Consider the following 16,213-nt stretch of genomic DNA (forward strand, 5'->3'; position numbering starts at 1 on the left):
AAAATGAAGTGGAAAGAACAAGCCGTTATACTTGGTACACGCCAATATGGTGAAACAAGTGTTATTCTTGAGATTATGACACGTGAACATGGTCGTTATATGGGAGTGGTAAAAGGGGGGCGCTCGCGTCGCATGGCAGCTCTTCTTCAACCTGGAAATTTTGTGGAGGCTGAATGGTGGGCTCGTTTAGACGAACATTTGGGACTTTTTCGGCTTGAAGCTCTTGATTTACATGCGGCACGATTAATCTGTCTACCAGAAGCACTTTATGCTTTGCAATTGATAGCTTTTCATTTACGGCTTCTTCCCGAACGTGATCCGCACCCCATTTTATATGATATTTTACACCTTTTTATGCAGAATTTTGATGAACCATTTGTAAATGCAGAATTGCTTGTACGTTTTGAAATGCGGCTTCTTGAAGAACTTGGTTTTGGTCTTGATTTATCTTGTTGTGCTGCAACAGGTCGTCAGGAAAGGCTTCATTACGTATCACCAAAATCTGGTCGGGCTGTCTGTGAAGAAGCAGGAGAACCTTGGAAAAAAAAGCTTCTCATTCTACCACAGTTTCTTGTACAAAGAACGACTCGTCCTGCTGATTTTAGTGATATAATAAATGGTTTTATACTGACGGGTTTTTTTCTTATGCGTCATGTCTGGGAGCCACGAGATATAAAGCAGCCGTCAGTGCGCATGAATTTGATACAATTGTTTGAGCGCCAATTTGGTGTACAGGCATTAATTTGTTGATCTGATGATAATTGAATGGGAAAATGAGAATTTTAAAGACAATTGCTGAAGTTCGCCAATATACTTCAGAGGAACGACGTTTAGGTTTTTCGATTGGTTTTGTTCCAACAATGGGGGCATTGCATGATGGTCATCTTGCATTAGTACAGTATGCAAGAGCAATGTGTGATCGCGTAGTGGTTTCTATTTTTGTCAATCCAAAGCAATTTGGACCTCATGAAGATTTTTCTCAATATCCAAGAGATTTGAAGGGCGATTGTGCTTTGTTAAAAGAAGCAGGTGTTGAATGTGTTTTTGCTCCTTCTGTCGATGAAATGTGGCCACTAGGAAATGATACAATTGTGCAAGTGAAAAAATTATCACGTATTTTGATGGGAAAATTACGTCCAGGGCATTTTTGTGGTGTAACAAGCGTTGTTGCTAAACTTTTTAACATTGTCCAACCAGATAAGGCTTTTTTTGGGGAAAAGGATTTTCAACAAATTTTAATTATTCGGCGTATGGTTGAAGATTTGGCTTTTCCTATTGAAATCGTTGGAGTTCCTATTCTACGGGAGTCAGATGGTGTAGCGTGTTCTTCACGCAATCAGCTTTTAACATTAGAAGATCGTAAAGCTGCCAAAATTATTCCTGAAAGTGGAAAAGCTGCTGAAAAGCTTTATCATGAAGGTGAACGGTCGGTTGATAAATTATGCAAAACTGTTCGTGATATTTTACAACAAGAAACGCGTGCAATCATTGAAGCGATAGATTTACGGGATATGGAAACTTTATGCGTGGTTAAAGGAACATTGAATAAACCGGCGGTTTTACTCCTTACTGTCCGCTTTGGTGAGGTAAGGCTGATTGATCAATATATATTGCAAGAGAAGAGTGGAAAATGAGTGTACATAAAACCGTAAAGCGTATAACATCTTCCGAAATACGTGCAAGAAAGGGACAACAGCCAATTGTTTCTTTAACAGCTTATCAAGCTTATACTGCGCGGATTGCTGATCCATATTGCGATATCCTTTTGGTTGGTGATAGCGTTGGGATGGTTGTGTATGGGTTTGAGACAACGCTTCCTGTTAATTTAGATATGATGATTTCACACGGGAAAGCCGTGGTGCGTGGATCTCAAAAAGCTCTTGTTGTTATTGATATGCCTTTTGGTTCTTATGAGGAAAGTCCAGAGCAAGCTTTTTTAAATGCATCGCGCATTCTTGCACAAACGGGGTGTGGTGCAGTTAAGCTTGAAGGGGGTGTTTATATAGCCCAAACAATAGATTTTTTGTGTAAACGTGGCATTCCAGTGATGGGGCATATCGGTCTTACACCCCAAGCAATGAATCGTTTTGGTGGTTTTAAAACACAAGGACGCAAGGAGAATGATTGGCAAAGAATTGAAGCAGATGGAGCAGCGATTGAAGAGGCAGGTGCTTTTGCTGTTGTTTTAGAAGCAATGGTCGAACCTTTAGCGGTGAAACTGACAGATAAGCTTTCTATCCCTACGATCGGTATAGGGGCGTCCAATCAATGTGATGGGCAAGTATTGGTTATGGAAGATATGTTGGGCTATGGTTCTCATGTGCCAAAATTTGTACGCCGTTATGGAGACCTTGAACAAGCGATGGAAACTGCAATAAAGAATTATGCAGAGGATGTCACATCTCGCGCTTTCCCAGCGGATAATGAAGTTTATAAACTAAAATAAACTTCAGTTTAAGATGAAAGGTTTGACAAGAGAACATTTGTTATTTTGATAATGAATGTGCATTATTTAATATATTTTGTATGCAATTTGAACTGTGATTTTTTCCATTTCTTTAATGAAGTCACGCCTCTCATGCAAAACAGAACGCCATTGGGTCGCTAATTCACGTGCTTTTTTAAAGAAAGCTTTCTTAAGGTACCCAACCTATTTCGCGACGGCGTTCGTTAATAGTATAGTGGTAAGTCCCTTATGAAGTTTATAAAATTTATAGAGTACTCCCGTCTTTACGCTTCATAAGAGAGCAAGCCGGCATCATCACACACTTTGCCAATTTTCAATGCTGCGACAGCGCTTAGCACTTGAGATGGTTCATAAGAAGCATTTTAACTCTTTCTTTAAAAAATTTTACTCACACGCCAGACCCGCTTGTGGTGTGCAAGAGAATGATTTTGATTGATTCAATATAAACAGATTTGAAATGAGTGAAGCTTACGATATTAGGAGCTCTCATTCAAAATGAAAAAACAATGAATTATTATTATAAGTCAGTGTGATGATTCTGTAATGACAAGGAATCAACAATGCGAAGGGGCTATAATCTTTGGACATCCAAGTCATTAAAGCGCGTTAAAAATGCGTTTTCAATGTGTTGGGTAGAATAGGGGGATAAATTCAGATCATCGGGTAAAATATTATTGGGAGAGCCAAAATAGTGAAGGGCTTCTTCTGTATTAAATCCAGCAAGCGTAATCGCTTCATAATAGGCAGCGATACGGTCGGCTTGTTTAATTTTTTTTAAAAGTTTTTGAGAAAGATCAACGGGAAGAGAAAAGCGCATGTGGATAGCATCTTGGATGCGCTTTTCAACGCGTTCATATTGTTTTCCTATAACAGCTTTAAAAGGGGAAATCATATCGCCGATGACATATTCTGGAGCATCATGAAGAAGGGCATAAAGACATTCGTTGCTTCCCGATTGTGGAAAAAGTTTTTGAAATATTTGTTCAACCAAAAGTGAATGTTGTGCAACAGAATAGGCATGCTCTCCTCGTGTTTGACCGTTCCAACGTGCTACGCGAGCAAGTCCATGGGCAATATCTTCAATTTCAACATCAAAAGGAGAAGGGTTGAGAAGATCAAGTCGCCTTCCAGAGAGCATTCTTTGCCAAGCGCGGGCTTCTCCATTTTTTAATAATTCAGCTTTAGCCATGAGTGTTTTCTATAGTATTTTCAGGAAAGGTAAAATTCATATTTTCAGCAATGCTTATAGTGACAGGAATGTTTTTTACAGTAAAGGGGATGTTATGATCCATAGCATCTTTGACGTGGTCAATACGCATTAAAGCAAGAGCCTCATTTTCTACACATGTTCCCAAGTAGCCAAGCACTTTTGTTCCTGCTTCAATGCTAGATTGAGGGATTAATTTACACTGGCCTTTTACAATAAAAATACGGCGACGTGCTGCACGGCGGTGGTGCATTCGTGAAACAATTTCTTGTCCAATATAACATCCTTTATTGAATGCAAGTCCATTGATTTGATCGTAATTAATATCATGAGGAAAGACTTTGCCAATTTCATAATCTTGATCACTTTCCGCAATTGCATAACGGATACGCAATTGATTCCATGTGTCATGATATTCTGAAGTCAAAAAAGGTTTTTTGCCATAGATTCGTATTATTTTTTCTTGTTGTGGGAAGCGTTTATCAACAAAACTTGAATCAAAATTTAAAGCATCTGATTCATTATTCAAAAAAACTGTAACAAGCTCTTGAAATGGTTGTGTAATTTCTACTTTTTTGCGCAGTTTATAGAGCAAAAGACGCTTATGGAGCGTATCAGCTAAAGGCATCCTGATATCAATCAGGTAACCATCTTCTTTTTTTCCGATAAGAAAATCAGCAAGAACCTTTCCTTGTGGGGATAAAAGGGCTCCAGGGAAAAGTTCCTGTGGACTGATTTTTTTTACATCTGTCGTGATCAGGGATTGTAGAAAATCTGTTGCTTCTTCGCCTGTAATTTGAATAAGCCCGCGGTTTTTTAAGCAAATGGCATTTTGTTTTTTAATCATGGTTCTTGCCTTTCTGCTCAAAGTTACATAATCGATAAGTGAGCAATATGTAAGGAGCGTGGTTATGTTTAAAACATTTGATACAATTTTTAAAGGTGCAACACTTGTGAATCATGATGGAAGAAGCAAGCGTGATATTGGTATTACAAATGCTCGTATTGCTGAAATAGGCGACCTTACATGTGCATCGGCTAGTGAGGTCATTGATTGTACGGGGCTTCATATTTTACCAGGAATTATTGATAGCCAAGTGCATTTTCGTGAGCCAGGAAATGAATATAAAGAGGATTTGGAAAGTGGCTCGTATTCTGCTGTGTTAGGGGGTGTTACGGCAGTTTTTGAAATGCCTAACACCAATCCATTGACAACATCAGAAGAAACATTAAGCGATAAGGTTAAACGCGCATTTCATCGAATGCATTGTGATTTTGCATTTTGGGTTGGAGGAACGCGTGAAAATGCTCATGAACTATCTGAATTAGAAAGACTTCCTGGTGCGGCTGGAATTAAAGTCTTTATGGGGTCCTCTACCGGTGATCTTTTGGTTGATGATGATGAAAGTGTACGCCTTATTTTGAAGAATACACGCCGTCGTGCGGCTTTTCATTCTGAAGATGAGGCGAGGCTCAAAGAGCGTAAAATATTGCGTATTGAAGGGGATGCATCGTCACATCCGATTTGGCGTGATGAAGTTGCGGCATTAAAATGTACGCAGCGTTTGGTAAAAATTGCTCATGAGACGAAGGCTCGGATTCATGTGTTACATCTTTCGACAGAAGAAGAAATTGATTTTCTAAAAAAACATAAGGATGTTGCAACAATTGAAGTGACACAACATCATTTGACGCTCACGGCTGATGATTATAAGAAGTTTGGTACATTAATTCAGATGAATCCGCCTATTCGTGAATTGCGCCACCGTGACGCTCTTTGGTACGGTGTTCAACAAGGAATTATTGATGTCTTAGGTTCAGATCATGCGCCTCATACTCTTGAAGAAAAACTTCAACCTTATCCCTCTTCACCTTCAGGTATGACAGGTGTGCAAACAACAGCAGCAATTATGTTGACACATGTGAATGCAGGAAAAATATCTCTTGAACGTTTTGTTGATCTCACTTCACATGGCCCTAGTCGTATTTTTGGTATAAGTTGTAAAGGGCGCATTGCTGTTGGGTTTGATGCTGATTTAACCATTGTTGATCTTAAGCGAGAGGAAATTATTACGAATAGCTTAATTGGTTCTCGCGCCGGTTGGACACCTTATGATGGTCAAAAAGTTAAAGGTTGGCCTGTTGGGACTATTATCCGTGGTATGCGCGTTATGTGGGAAGGTGAAATTGTCACACCTTCACAAGGAGAGCCTGTTAAATTTATGGAAACTTTGGTGTAAACAGATTAAAATTATAAGTATGCCGTAAAATACCATCCTTTAGAGTGGTGATATAGGGTATGTCAGCCTCTTTGATACATAAGTGTTTTTTTAATGCGTGGTAAATATTCTTAGGCTTGTTTGTAGAAACTATGCAGCAAATTACATGCGTTAGAAGCCAAGAGGAACCTTGTTCAACAAGAACCTAGATTGTTTACAGAGCAAATTTAGTTAAAAATCTTCGTCCTTTGAGGTGTGGGGAGGAAGCCAAAGAGCGATTTTGTATGGGGAAAAAGGCGCTCATACGAATAAAAGCGTATCGAGACATTATTCTTTAAACGTCTCTCTATTTTCAGAGCTGGTTTATTGCTCCCCGCATTTGTGAAAGGAGTATCATTGATATCGCTAAGATTGAGAGAGCTACTTTTTGTATAGATTAATTATTTATAATGCATGAGGAGGTTTTCAGATAAAATTCTTCCTTCCTCAATGTATCTTTGGTTGGCTTCAATGGCTGCTTGTGTACAATGATGATAATTTTCTGAGAAAGCACGATACGCTTCATTAAACGCTTCATAAAAATAAGCACGTCTTTGTGGAATGGGGCGTTCTGCTTCAATCAGTGCATTCATATAGTCATACCATTGGTTTGTTGGAGGCTCGCAAAGATTTTGGAGAGAATGCAATGATCCCAAAATTTCTGCTAGTCGGAGTAATTTTTTTTCATAAGGTGGAGATTGTTGTGCAAAGGCTGGCATTGAAATGACAAGAAATATTAAAATAATGATGTTTATCAATCTATACCGCATTATTTTTATTGCTTTCTTTGAATAAAACTCTGTAAAGATAAAATAATTTTGTCATGAGAACGGTGTAAAAAAATAAAGTTAATTGCTACATTATTCTCAATTATTGATTATAAAATATAGGGCGTAAGAGGCAGTAAGGAACCCATTGTGGAATATTGAAAATACTGACGAAGCTTTGTGTGGTTAAAAATTTAAGATTTTCTTTCTGCAAACTATCTATTTTTCACATAGATTTATATTGTATTGCCTATAGATTTTTTTCTAAGCTCATTTTCTTTAAGGAGAGAAAGCATCTCTAATGATAGAACGCTTTTGTCCAATCAAATAAAATAGATTGTTTTTATGATAAACGATGAATACAGCCGTAAATACAATGGGAAAATGGTAAGAAGAATTTACTATAAAAGATACAAGTTTTTAGCTTAAACCGCGTAATACAATGATTTGAGATAAGATACATCTAAAAGGATCGGTGCATAATATCGTCCATGGAGTCAATAAATGAAAGAGTTGCGATTTTATAATACGCTAACACGTAAAAAAGAAAAATTTACACCAATAGATGCGACAAGAGTACGTCTTTATGTTTGTGGACCGACAATTTATGATTATGCGCATATAGGAAATGCACGTCCTGTTATTGTTTTTGATATTTTATTTCGCTTATTGCGTCATGTTTATGGCAATGAGCATGTTCTATATGCACGTAATATTACAGATGTCGATGATAAAATTAATGCACGAGCAGCTAGCGAATATCCAAACGTATCATTGAATGAGGCTATTCGTCACTTAACAGAACGTACATATTCTCAGTTTCAGCAAGATACCATAGCACTTGGTTGTCTGTTGCCAACCAGTCAGCCACGCGCCACTGAGCATTTAGAGGAGATGCGCTCTTTAATTGAAAGGTTGCTTGAAAAGGGGCACGCTTATGAAGCGGAAAATCATATATTATTTTCTGTAAGTAGCATAAAAAATCCTCCCCATTATGGGGCATTTGCAAATCGTTCTTTAGATGAAATGAGGGCGGGGGCGCGTATCGATGTTGCTGCTTATAAAAGGGAAGAGATGGATTTTGTTTTGTGGAAGCCTTCTGTGGAAGGAGAACCAGGTTGGAAATCACCGGGCGGAATTCCTGTTTTAGGTCGTCCAGGTTGGCATATTGAATGTTCTGCAATGTCAATGGCAAAGTTATTAGCGCCCTATGGCGGTGGTTTAACCTGTGATGATCCGACCGCCAATGTTTTTGATATCCATGGTGGTGGAATTGATTTAATTTTTCCTCATCATGAAAATGAGATTGCACAAAGTTGTTCAGCTTTTGGGACGGAGCGAATGGCTAATTTTTGGATGCATAATGGTTTTTTACAAGTTGAAGGCAAAAAGATGTCGAAAAGCTTTGGCAATTTCATAACTATTCGTTCTGTTTTAGAGAATAATTTGGGGGAGTTTAATGGTATTTTAACCGATGAAATGAAGCAAAATTGGGCTGGTTTGTCTGCGCGTTTTTCGATGTTGCAAACGCATTATCGTGAACCATTAAATTGGACAGCACAGCGTTTAATACAATCGAGCAGCGAACTGTATCGTTGGTATGAATGGCTTCGCAGCAAAAAGAGTGAGATGAAAAACAATGAAGCAATTGATGATACTTTGATAGATGCACTTAGTGATGATCTTAATACTCCAAAAGCACTGACTCTTTTGCGAAAATTTTATAAAGAAGGAAATGCTTTGGCTCTTCTGAATGGGATGAATTTATTAGGACTGTTAAGACAAGAATGGATTAAAGAAATAGATTGCCCATTATTTACGAGAAAAACTTTCCTTGATACAAAATTTATTGATCAGCGCATTGCCGAAAGACTAAGACTTATCCATAATAAAGAGTGGGAAGCTGCGGATACAATTCGTGATGAGCTTGCAGCCAAGGGGGTTCTTTTAAAAGACAGTAAGGATCCGCAGAGTGGTGAGCGCATAACTGTGTGGGAAATAAAGCGACACTAAAGCGACACTAATGTCTCTATTCCAGCAGCTCCATAAAAAAGGAGAATATGATGGAATTTTTATATCATTATGGGTATGTTGCACTAAAACTAGTTGTAGGACTTATCGCTTTCCTCTTGATTTTAAGAACCACAGGTCGTGGTAGTCTTAGTCAAATGACGCCAGTTGATTTGGTAAGTAATTTTGTCATGGGAAGTATTATTGGAGGCGTTATTTATAGTCCGGATGTTAGCAGTATTCAATTGTTGATTGTCTTATTTATTTGGCAGACTTTAGTCACATCTCTTAATTTTCTGATGCGCTATTCAGTTTTTTTTCGTCGTCTTATTGCAGGACGACATATTGCATTGGTTTTAGATGGAGTATTTCAAGTGGATAAGATTAAAAAATTAGGTATCAGTGTGAATGATCTGATTACAATGTTGCGCATTAAAGGCTGTAGTTTACATGAAGCTGCTTTCGTTCGTTTAGAAACCAATGGCGATTGTTCCGTTATTAAAAAGGAAGAAGGAAAGAAGTCTATCATTTTAATACAAAATGGTGAAATTCTTGATAAGGGGCTGAAAGAGATTGGTAAAACAAAAAAATGGCTTCAGGCAGAATTGAAAAAAAAACATGTAAAAGTTGAAAATTTATTTGCAGCAGAGTGGTATGAAAATACAGATCAAAATAATAAATTGTATAGTGGATTATTTCTTGTTCCTTTTTCAAAAACAGTCTAACTTCAAAAAACGGGTAGGTATAGCTTATTGGAAGCCATAATGAAGAGATGAATCTATAAATAACCACAGAGGGTATTTTGCCTGTTTGTGCGGATGATAGAGAAGTAAGGACTTTATGAAACGCAATGAAATGACAAAAACTGTATCATCAGATACAGGGAAGACTCTGCACACACTTTACAATTTATGGCCCTATATGTGGCCGGTAGGGCGGCGTGATCTAAAAATGCGTGTGCTATGGGCAATATTTTATCTTGTTTTGGCTAAGCTCGTTCTCATATCTGTACCGTATTTATTTAAATATTCTACGAATGTGCTTGATTCAAGCTTTCAGCTACCTGAATGGTTCCCATCCAGTTGGATTATTCCCATCATGCTTGTTTTGGCATACAATGTCGCGCGTATTATGCAGGCTGGATTAAATCAATTACGCGATTCCCTGTTTGCCACTGTTGGTCAATACGCTGTTCGTCAATTAGCTTATAAAACCTTTGTACATATGCATGAGTTATCTTTGCGATTTCATTTGGAACGCCGAACAGGTGGGCTTTCTCGTGTGATTGAGCGTGGAACAAAAGGAATCGAAGCGATCGTAAGATTTTCAATTCTTAGTACAGTACCAACAGTTTTAGAATTTATATTAACGGCACTGGTATTTTATATAAGTTATGGGTGGCATTATCTTCTCATTGTTGTTGTAACGGTTGGATTATATATTTTGTTTACCATTAAGGCGAGTGATTGGCGTATTCGCATTCGACAAAAAATGAATACAGCGGATACTGAGGCGAATACTCGCGCTGTTGATTCTCTTTTGAATTTTGAAACGGTCAAATATTTTGGTAATGAAACTCTAGAAGCCGATCGATTTGATGCTTCTATGGTAGGTTATGAAAAAGCCGCAACAAAGATTTGGACATCTTTAAGCTGGCTTAATTTTGGTCAGACTCTTATCTTTGGTATTGGAATGACGATCATGATGCTGATGTCAGCTTATGAAGTTTTTTATAAGACACAAACTTTAGGAGATTTTGTTTTTATTAATGCGCTTTTAATGCAACTTTCCATTCCACTAAATTTTATTGGTTCAATGTATCGTGATATTCGACAAGGTTTAACGGATATTGAAGCAATGTTTGATCTTTTAGATGTTCAGAAAGAGATCGTTGATAAATCGGATGCTAAACCGTTAGAGATAAGCGATGGGACCATTTGTTTTCATCAGGTAAAGTTTTCCTATGATTCGAGACGTCAGATTCTCAGAGATATTGATTTTGAAGTTCCTGGAGGAAAAACAGTCGCTATTGTCGGTCCATCGGGTGCCGGTAAATCTACTATTTCTCGGTTGCTTTTTCGGTTTTATGATGTTGATGCAGGATCTATCACAATTGATGGGCAGGATATTCGTGATGTAACACAAAAAAGTTTGCGTGAAGCGATTGGCATGGTCCCACAAGATACGGTGTTATTTAATGATACAATTGCCTATAATATTTGCTATGGGCGTCCAAGTGCTACAGATGAAGAGATGCGCAAAGCTGCTGAAATGGCACAAATATCAAAATTTATTGAAATTTTACCGGAAGGTTTTCAGTCTGTGGTAGGAGAGCGAGGTCTCAAATTATCAGGTGGTGAAAAACAACGCGTGGCTATTGCACGGACACTTTTAAAAGCTCCTCCACTTCTTATTCTAGATGAAGCAACGGCGGCTCTTGATACGGCGACGGAACAGGAAATTCAACAAGCATTGGATATTGTAAGCCGTGGACGTACAACATTGATTATTGCGCACCGTCTTTCTACTGTTATCAATGCGGATGAAATTTTAGTTCTTAAAAGTGGTCGTATTATTGAAAATGGGACGCATACAGAGCTTTTACGCAAGAAAGGTCTTTATGCTTCAATGTGGAATAAGCAGCTTGAAGCATCGCAAGCGGAAGAAAAATTACGTAAAATGCGTGAAGAAGATGAGACGAGTGTTGTTAATCGTAAAAAATAAATAGAGCAAAATGTAATCTATATCTTTATATGGAGTGATTGATTAAATACATAAAAAGACACAAGAGGAACAAAAAGCTTTGTTGCTTGTTTAAGTTTACGATGAATAGGAAATTATATGAGTATTCTGCAATCTTTCCATAATAGCTTTGTACCGGTTCATAAAGAAGGTTATCCTTTTATTGTAGCGTTTTTTGTTATTTCGCTCATTCTTGGTTGGATATGGAGTCCGTTGTTTTGGTTTGGTCTCGTTCTCACGGTGTGGTGTGTATACTTTTTCCGTGATCCAGATCGTGTGATCCCTTTGAATTCAAATTGGGTTATGTCGCCTGCAGATGGGCGTATTTCATTTGTGGAATCATGTGTTCCACCTGAAGAATTAGGATTAGGGAAAGATGAAATGATTCGTATTTCCATTTTTATGGATGTTTTTTCATGCCATATTAATCGTATTCCTATCAGTGGTACAGTAGAGTCTATCGTTTATCATCCAGGTCGATTTACCAATGCTGACTTTGATAAGGCTAGTCAGTTTAATGAGCGTAATGGGGTGGTAATTGATAGCAAACATGGTAAAATTGGTGTCGTACAAATAGCGGGAATGGTTGCACGCCGGATTGTTTGCTGGTCAAAAGAAAACGATGCCGTTATGACTGGTGAGCGATTTGGATTGATTCGTTTTGGTTCTCGCCTTGATGTTTATATACCAACTGAAATGAAATTGCGTGTTGCAGTTGGACAGACAGCAATTGCTGGAGAAACAGTTTTGGGTTCTTTTGATGATAAGAGTGCCACAACGGGCTTCAGATACGATTAGGACTCACAATGAAAAATTTTTCGCCATTTTCTTCATTCAATCCTGAGGGGCAGCATGATGATGTTGCAAATCGGCGGCGTTCACCTACATCAATGCGGTATGTTATTCCTAATATCATTACTATTTTAGCAATTTGTGCAGGGATGAGCAGCATTCGTTTGGCTTTTGAACATCGTTATGAAGCTGCTATTTTAATGGTGCTTTTGGCTGCAGTTTTAGATGGTGCTGATGGTCGCATTGCCCGTTTAATAGATGGTAGTTCATCTTTTGGGGCACAGATGGATTCTCTTGCTGATGTTATAAATTTTGGTGTTACCCCTGCACTCATTGTTTATTCTTTTATCTTGAATCAAGCGAATCATATTGGGTGGGTTGCTGCCCTTGTTTATTGTGTTGCTTGTTGTTTGCGATTAGCACGTTTTAATGTGATGTTAGATAACCCCAATATACCTAAGTGGCAGAGAAGTTATTTTGTTGGTGTTCCAGCACCAGCAGGAGCATTATTACTTTTATTGCCTACCTATTTAGGCACTCTTGGTTTGGTCCCCAATTGGGGGTGGGCATTATTTTTTAGTCTTTATACTGTAATTATTGCTTTTCTTTTGATTAGTCGTTTACCGGTATGGAATGCAAAAACAATTGATCAAAATTTAAGGCGCGATATCGTTATACCGTGCATGTTGGTCATTGTTATTTATGTCGGTTTTCTTGCGACTTACACATGGGAAACTTTATTGATTACAGCTGTTAGCTATATGATTTTTCTCCCGTGTAGTTTTATCGCTTATAATAAACGTGCTACTTTAGAAGAGAAAAAGGCTGATGCTAAAGCTATCCAAGAATTATAAAGTGCTTCATTCTTCTGTCGAAAATCACAGGAAAAAGAGAGAGTCAAACGATTTACTTCTCATATGATGATCAATCAGGTACATGATAATCTACAAACCGATTTTTATGGACATTAAAGAGTTTTCCAGTTTCCTTTAAATCAGGTGATAACAAATGGACTATCTTTTTTGCAACCTCTTGTGGTGAAGGGAGAGTTTGTGGATCTTCACCGGGCATAGCTTCAGCGCGCATGGCAGTGCGTGTGGCACCAGGGTTGACACAATTAATCTTAATAGGGGTTTGTTTGAGTTCTTCTGCCCAACAGCGGGCAATCACCTCTAAAGCCGCTTTAGAGGCTGCATAAGCTCCCCAGAAAGGGCGCGCAGCATGCGCAACGCTTGAGGATAACAGGATGGCTCGTCCAGCATCAGATTCACGTAATAAAGGCTCAACGGCTTTCATTAAGCGCCATTGGCTGAAAAGATTTATTTGAAAAACATCTTCAAATACCGTGTTTTCTATATGCGCTATTGGTGAGAGTGTTCCAAGAATTCCTGCGTTTGCAACGATAATATCAAGTTTTTTCCAGCGTTTGGCAATTGAGATAGCAAGGGTATCGATGTTTTCCATATGATGCAAGTCAAGGGGAACAAGGGTTGTATGAGCCCCTTTTTCTCGGATTTGATTATCTAATTCAGTAAGTCCACTGACTGTTCGTGCAAGAGCAATAATATGAGCGCCGCGTGCAGCAAGCTCGAGTGCCAAATGATAGCCAATCCCTCTTGATGCGCCAGTAACAAGTGCAACACGCCCATGGAGACTAAAGTCACGTTTTGTCATCATTAATCTCTTGTTTTAAGAACAGATGATTGATGAATTTTGGAGAGATTTTCTTGATCAACCAGATGCGTAGGATAATATCCAGTAAAATAATGGTCAGTAAATTGTGGATTGGCGTTATTCCGTTTTTCCCCTGCTACAGCAAGATATAATCCATCCGTTGAAAGAAATTCTAATGAATCCGCTCCAATAAAATCACACATAGATTTTAAATCTGGATATTGATTTGCTAAAAGGTTTTCAGCTTTAGGTGTATCAATACCATAAAAGTCAGGATAAAAAATCATAGGGCTAGAAATGCGCATATGAACTTCTTTTGCTCCTGCATCGCGAAGCATTCGTACAATTTTAAGGGATGTTGTTCCACGCACAATAGAGTCATCAACCAGAATAACACGTTTTCCTTCAATCACAGGACGGTTTGCCGAATGTTTTAACTTGACGCCAAAAGCGCGAATTTGTTGTGTTGGTTCGATAAAAGTGCGGCCAACATAGTGATTACGAATAATGCCAAGCTCGAAGGGAATTCCAATTTCTTGTGCATAGCCAATTGCAGCAGGCGTTCCTCCATCAGGAACAGGAACCACAACATCACCCTCACAAGGGGCTTCCTGTGCTAAACGGATTCCCATATTTTTGCGTGTTGTATAAACACTACGCCCTCCAACGATTGAGTCTGGGCGGGCAAAATAAACATATTCAAACAAGCAAAGTTTTTCTGGTTGTGTATTTTCTGGTTTTATAATTTTTTTTGTAATTTCCCCATTTTTTTGTATTTCACATATGATGATTTCTCCATTTTTAACATCACGGACATATTTTGCTCCAATAATATCAAGAGCACAAGTTTCAGAACAAAAGATAGGCTTACCATCAAGTTCCCCCATCACGAGAGGTCTAATTCCTGTTGGATCGCGTGCCGCAATAAGTTTTGTACGTGTGAGCGCTAACATAGCATACCCACCTTCTACTTGCCGAATCGCATCAACAAAACGATCAGAGGACGACTCATAACGTGAGCGGGCAATAAGATGGAGAAAAACTTCTGAATCCGACGTTGATTGACAGATAGCACCAGAAGCGATGAGTTCACGGCGTAATGTGAGACCATTGGTAAGATTACCATTATGCGCAATAGCAATACCTCCAACTTTCAATTCAGCAAAAAGGGGTTGAACATTGCGTAATGCCACTTCTCCAGTTGTTGAATAACGGGTATGTCCAATAGCACGATTTCCTGGTAAGCGCGCAAGTGTTGCAGGGTTTGTATAGTGATCTCCAACAAGACCTAAATGCTTTTCTTGATGAAATATTTTATTATGGTAAGAAACAATCCCAGCTGCTTCTTGCCCACGATGCTGAAGTGCGTGGAGTCCAAGAGCTGTTAATGTTGCGGCATCTTCATGCCCAAGAATACCAAAAACTCCACATTCTTCATGAAGGGTATCATCATCTAATGAAAATTCTTGACAGAAAACATCGCTTTTTATCATCATATTCTTTCAGTTGTGATATGTAGGAATCATTAATATCACATTTTACATCATTTAGTTCTCTTTCCTCATGAAAAACTATTCTCTATTTTTTGAAAATTATCTTTTCATGAGAGTGTTACTCATACGTATGTTTATTGCTGTCTTTAAACAAATTTTCCGTCTTTTCGAGAACAGATCCAATATCTTTGGGGAGTATTTCCCAAACTTTTTGTCCCAATGAATCTAAAATAGGCCTTGTTTTTGCATTTTTTAACCAATTCGCTTGAAGCTCGGGTTTAATCAGTGCATTAAGCAGCAACATACCGATGACCATGATAAATAAACCACGAAGTGCTCCAAAAATAAAACCAATAGCACGGTCAAGGATACCAATTCGACTATCAATAATAAAATCAGAGATCTTCATTGTAATAATTGAAGTAATAATGAGAACAATAATAAAAATTGTGACCAATGTTGTGATCAATGCAATCATTTTATTAGAGAGATATTGTTCAAAGAAAGGTAAGACAGGTTTGAATAAAAACAGTGTCGTAACAGCTGCAACTGCCCAAGAAATCAACGATAACACTTCACGTGAAAATCCTCGAAGCATAGCAAGAAAAGCGGACAACAGGATGATTACTACGACAATTCCATCAAGGATTGTTATGATCATTTGTTTGTTCCTTATACATAAAGTTGTGTTCTTTTAAGTCTGTGTGCAAATATATTTTTTGTTATGCCATTTTTTGTTCTTATAGCAAGGATCTTTTGTATTTTATAGAGTTTTTTCTATATTATCATATCTGTGGTGCAGA

At 38.2% G+C, this 16,213-nt stretch carries 15 protein-coding genes and 1 pseudogene; 9 read left to right on the top strand and 7 right to left on the bottom strand.

The window, feature by feature from the left end; all coding sequences use genetic code 11:
* Positions 1 to 3 precede the first annotated feature (3 nt).
* The 3 genes from recO to panB are packed head-to-tail and all read left to right on the top strand — an operon-like array spanning position 4 to position 2,446.
* On the top strand, positions 4 to 750 hold the full coding sequence (recO, locus tag ACFIM6_RS00705) for a DNA repair protein RecO (protein WP_375611216.1): 747 nt from the start codon (positions 4 to 6) through the stop codon (positions 748 to 750).
* A gap of 23 nt (positions 751 to 773) precedes the next feature.
* Positions 774 to 1,634 carry a pantoate--beta-alanine ligase gene (gene panC / locus ACFIM6_RS00710; protein ID WP_375611217.1) on the top strand — a complete coding sequence of 287 codons (861 nt, stop codon included), beginning with the start codon at positions 774 to 776 and terminating at the stop codon, positions 1,632 to 1,634.
* Positions 1,631 to 2,446, top strand: coding sequence for a 3-methyl-2-oxobutanoate hydroxymethyltransferase (panB, locus tag ACFIM6_RS00715; RefSeq protein ID WP_375611218.1), 816 nt, complete (start codon positions 1,631 to 1,633; stop codon positions 2,444 to 2,446). Before panC ends, panB begins: the two co-directional genes overlap by 4 nt.
* A 99-nt stretch (positions 2,447 to 2,545) precedes the next feature.
* Here the strand turns inward: panB and ACFIM6_RS00720 are convergent.
* From ACFIM6_RS00720 to ACFIM6_RS00730, 3 genes and pseudogenes are all read right to left on the bottom strand, one after another.
* Positions 2,546 to 2,687 (bottom strand): annotated as a pseudogene (locus ACFIM6_RS00720) (integrase); the annotation flags it as partial.
* A gap of 351 nt (positions 2,688 to 3,038) precedes the next feature.
* Positions 3,039 to 3,656 (bottom strand): YfbR-like 5'-deoxynucleotidase, encoded by a 618-nt coding sequence (locus tag ACFIM6_RS00725; RefSeq protein ID WP_375610152.1) that lies wholly within the window; start codon positions 3,654 to 3,656, stop codon positions 3,039 to 3,041.
* A complete protein-coding gene (locus ACFIM6_RS00730) occupies positions 3,649 to 4,521 on the bottom strand; it encodes a YgfZ/GcvT domain-containing protein (protein ID WP_375611219.1) in 873 nt (290 codons plus the stop codon). The genes ACFIM6_RS00725 and ACFIM6_RS00730 overlap by 8 nt, the downstream gene beginning before the upstream one ends.
* A gap of 64 nt (positions 4,522 to 4,585) precedes the next feature.
* Between ACFIM6_RS00730 and ACFIM6_RS00735 the strand changes: the two genes are divergently transcribed.
* Positions 4,586 to 5,914 carry a dihydroorotase gene (locus tag ACFIM6_RS00735; RefSeq protein WP_375611220.1) on the top strand — a complete coding sequence of 443 codons (1,329 nt, stop codon included), beginning with the start codon at positions 4,586 to 4,588 and terminating at the stop codon, positions 5,912 to 5,914.
* 419 nt (positions 5,915 to 6,333) lie between these two features.
* Here the strand turns inward: ACFIM6_RS00735 and ACFIM6_RS00740 are convergent, their stop codons facing one another.
* On the bottom strand, positions 6,334 to 6,702 hold the full coding sequence (locus ACFIM6_RS00740) for a TIGR02301 family protein (protein ID WP_375611221.1): 369 nt from the start codon (positions 6,700 to 6,702) through the stop codon (positions 6,334 to 6,336).
* 501 nt (positions 6,703 to 7,203) lie between these two features.
* On the opposite strand from ACFIM6_RS00740, the gene cysS reads away from it, so the two are divergent.
* The 5 genes from cysS (at position 7,204) to pssA (ending at position 13,097) form a co-directional block, all read left to right on the top strand.
* Positions 7,204 to 8,712 carry a cysteine--tRNA ligase gene (cysS, locus tag ACFIM6_RS00745; RefSeq protein ID WP_375611222.1) on the top strand — a complete coding sequence of 503 codons (1,509 nt, stop codon included), beginning with the start codon at positions 7,204 to 7,206 and terminating at the stop codon, positions 8,710 to 8,712.
* A gap of 50 nt (positions 8,713 to 8,762) precedes the next feature.
* A complete protein-coding gene (locus tag ACFIM6_RS00750) occupies positions 8,763 to 9,434 on the top strand; it encodes a DUF421 domain-containing protein (protein WP_375611298.1) in 672 nt (223 codons plus the stop codon).
* A gap of 115 nt (positions 9,435 to 9,549) precedes the next feature.
* The gene (locus ACFIM6_RS00755; protein ID WP_375611223.1) at positions 9,550 to 11,433 is read left to right on the top strand and encodes an ABCB family ABC transporter ATP-binding protein/permease; all 1,884 of its coding nucleotides are present in this window, start codon (positions 9,550 to 9,552) and stop codon (positions 11,431 to 11,433) included.
* A 117-nt stretch (positions 11,434 to 11,550) separates the two neighbouring features.
* Entirely contained in the window at positions 11,551 to 12,249 is a 699-nt protein-coding gene (locus tag ACFIM6_RS00760; protein WP_375611224.1) for a phosphatidylserine decarboxylase, read from the top strand.
* A gap of 8 nt (positions 12,250 to 12,257) precedes the next feature.
* Entirely contained in the window at positions 12,258 to 13,097 is an 840-nt protein-coding gene (gene pssA / locus ACFIM6_RS00765) for a CDP-diacylglycerol--serine O-phosphatidyltransferase (RefSeq protein WP_375611225.1), read from the top strand.
* 70 nt (positions 13,098 to 13,167) lie between these two features.
* Here the strand turns inward: pssA and ACFIM6_RS00770 are convergent, their stop codons facing one another.
* The 3 genes from ACFIM6_RS00770 to ACFIM6_RS00780 all read right to left on the bottom strand — a co-directional run bounded on the left by ACFIM6_RS00770 (position 13,168) and on the right by ACFIM6_RS00780 (position 16,071).
* The gene (locus ACFIM6_RS00770) at positions 13,168 to 13,917 is read right to left on the bottom strand and encodes an SDR family NAD(P)-dependent oxidoreductase (RefSeq protein ID WP_375611299.1); all 750 of its coding nucleotides are present in this window, start codon (positions 13,915 to 13,917) and stop codon (positions 13,168 to 13,170) included.
* A gap of 2 nt (positions 13,918 to 13,919) precedes the next feature.
* Positions 13,920 to 15,413, bottom strand: coding sequence for an amidophosphoribosyltransferase (gene purF / locus ACFIM6_RS00775; RefSeq protein WP_375611226.1), 1,494 nt, complete (start codon positions 15,411 to 15,413; stop codon positions 13,920 to 13,922).
* Positions 15,414 to 15,528: 115 nt separating this feature from the next.
* Complete coding sequence (locus tag ACFIM6_RS00780; RefSeq protein ID WP_375611227.1) at positions 15,529 to 16,071, bottom strand: CvpA family protein; 543 nt, start codon at positions 16,069 to 16,071, stop codon at positions 15,529 to 15,531.
* Positions 16,072 to 16,213: the final 142 nt, after the last annotated feature.

This window comes from Bartonella sp. AA9NXGY (assembly GCF_042196845.1).
In the GTDB taxonomy this organism is placed as follows: domain Bacteria; phylum Pseudomonadota; class Alphaproteobacteria; order Rhizobiales; family Rhizobiaceae; genus Bartonella.

Coding starts and splice junctions, on each gene's coding strand:
- recO (WP_375611216.1), top strand. CDS start 4: ATGAAGTGGAAAGAACAAGCCGTTATACTTGGTACACGCCAATATGGT.
- panC (WP_375611217.1), top strand. CDS start 774: ATGAGAATTTTAAAGACAATTGCTGAAGTTCGCCAATATACTTCAGAG.
- panB (WP_375611218.1), top strand. CDS start 1,631: ATGAGTGTACATAAAACCGTAAAGCGTATAACATCTTCCGAAATACGT.
- ACFIM6_RS00725 (WP_375610152.1), bottom strand. CDS start 3,656: ATGGCTAAAGCTGAATTATTAAAAAATGGAGAAGCCCGCGCTTGGCAA.
- ACFIM6_RS00730 (WP_375611219.1), bottom strand. CDS start 4,521: ATGATTAAAAAACAAAATGCCATTTGCTTAAAAAACCGCGGGCTTATT.
- ACFIM6_RS00735 (WP_375611220.1), top strand. CDS start 4,586: ATGTTTAAAACATTTGATACAATTTTTAAAGGTGCAACACTTGTGAAT.
- ACFIM6_RS00740 (WP_375611221.1), bottom strand. CDS start 6,702: ATGCGGTATAGATTGATAAACATCATTATTTTAATATTTCTTGTCATT.
- cysS (WP_375611222.1), top strand. CDS start 7,204: ATGAAAGAGTTGCGATTTTATAATACGCTAACACGTAAAAAAGAAAAA.
- ACFIM6_RS00750 (WP_375611298.1), top strand. CDS start 8,763: ATGGAATTTTTATATCATTATGGGTATGTTGCACTAAAACTAGTTGTA.
- ACFIM6_RS00755 (WP_375611223.1), top strand. CDS start 9,550: ATGAAACGCAATGAAATGACAAAAACTGTATCATCAGATACAGGGAAG.
- ACFIM6_RS00760 (WP_375611224.1), top strand. CDS start 11,551: ATGAGTATTCTGCAATCTTTCCATAATAGCTTTGTACCGGTTCATAAA.
- pssA (WP_375611225.1), top strand. CDS start 12,258: ATGAAAAATTTTTCGCCATTTTCTTCATTCAATCCTGAGGGGCAGCAT.
- ACFIM6_RS00770 (WP_375611299.1), bottom strand. CDS start 13,917: ATGACAAAACGTGACTTTAGTCTCCATGGGCGTGTTGCACTTGTTACT.
- purF (WP_375611226.1), bottom strand. CDS start 15,413: ATGATGATAAAAAGCGATGTTTTCTGTCAAGAATTTTCATTAGATGAT.
- ACFIM6_RS00780 (WP_375611227.1), bottom strand. CDS start 16,071: ATGATCATAACAATCCTTGATGGAATTGTCGTAGTAATCATCCTGTTG.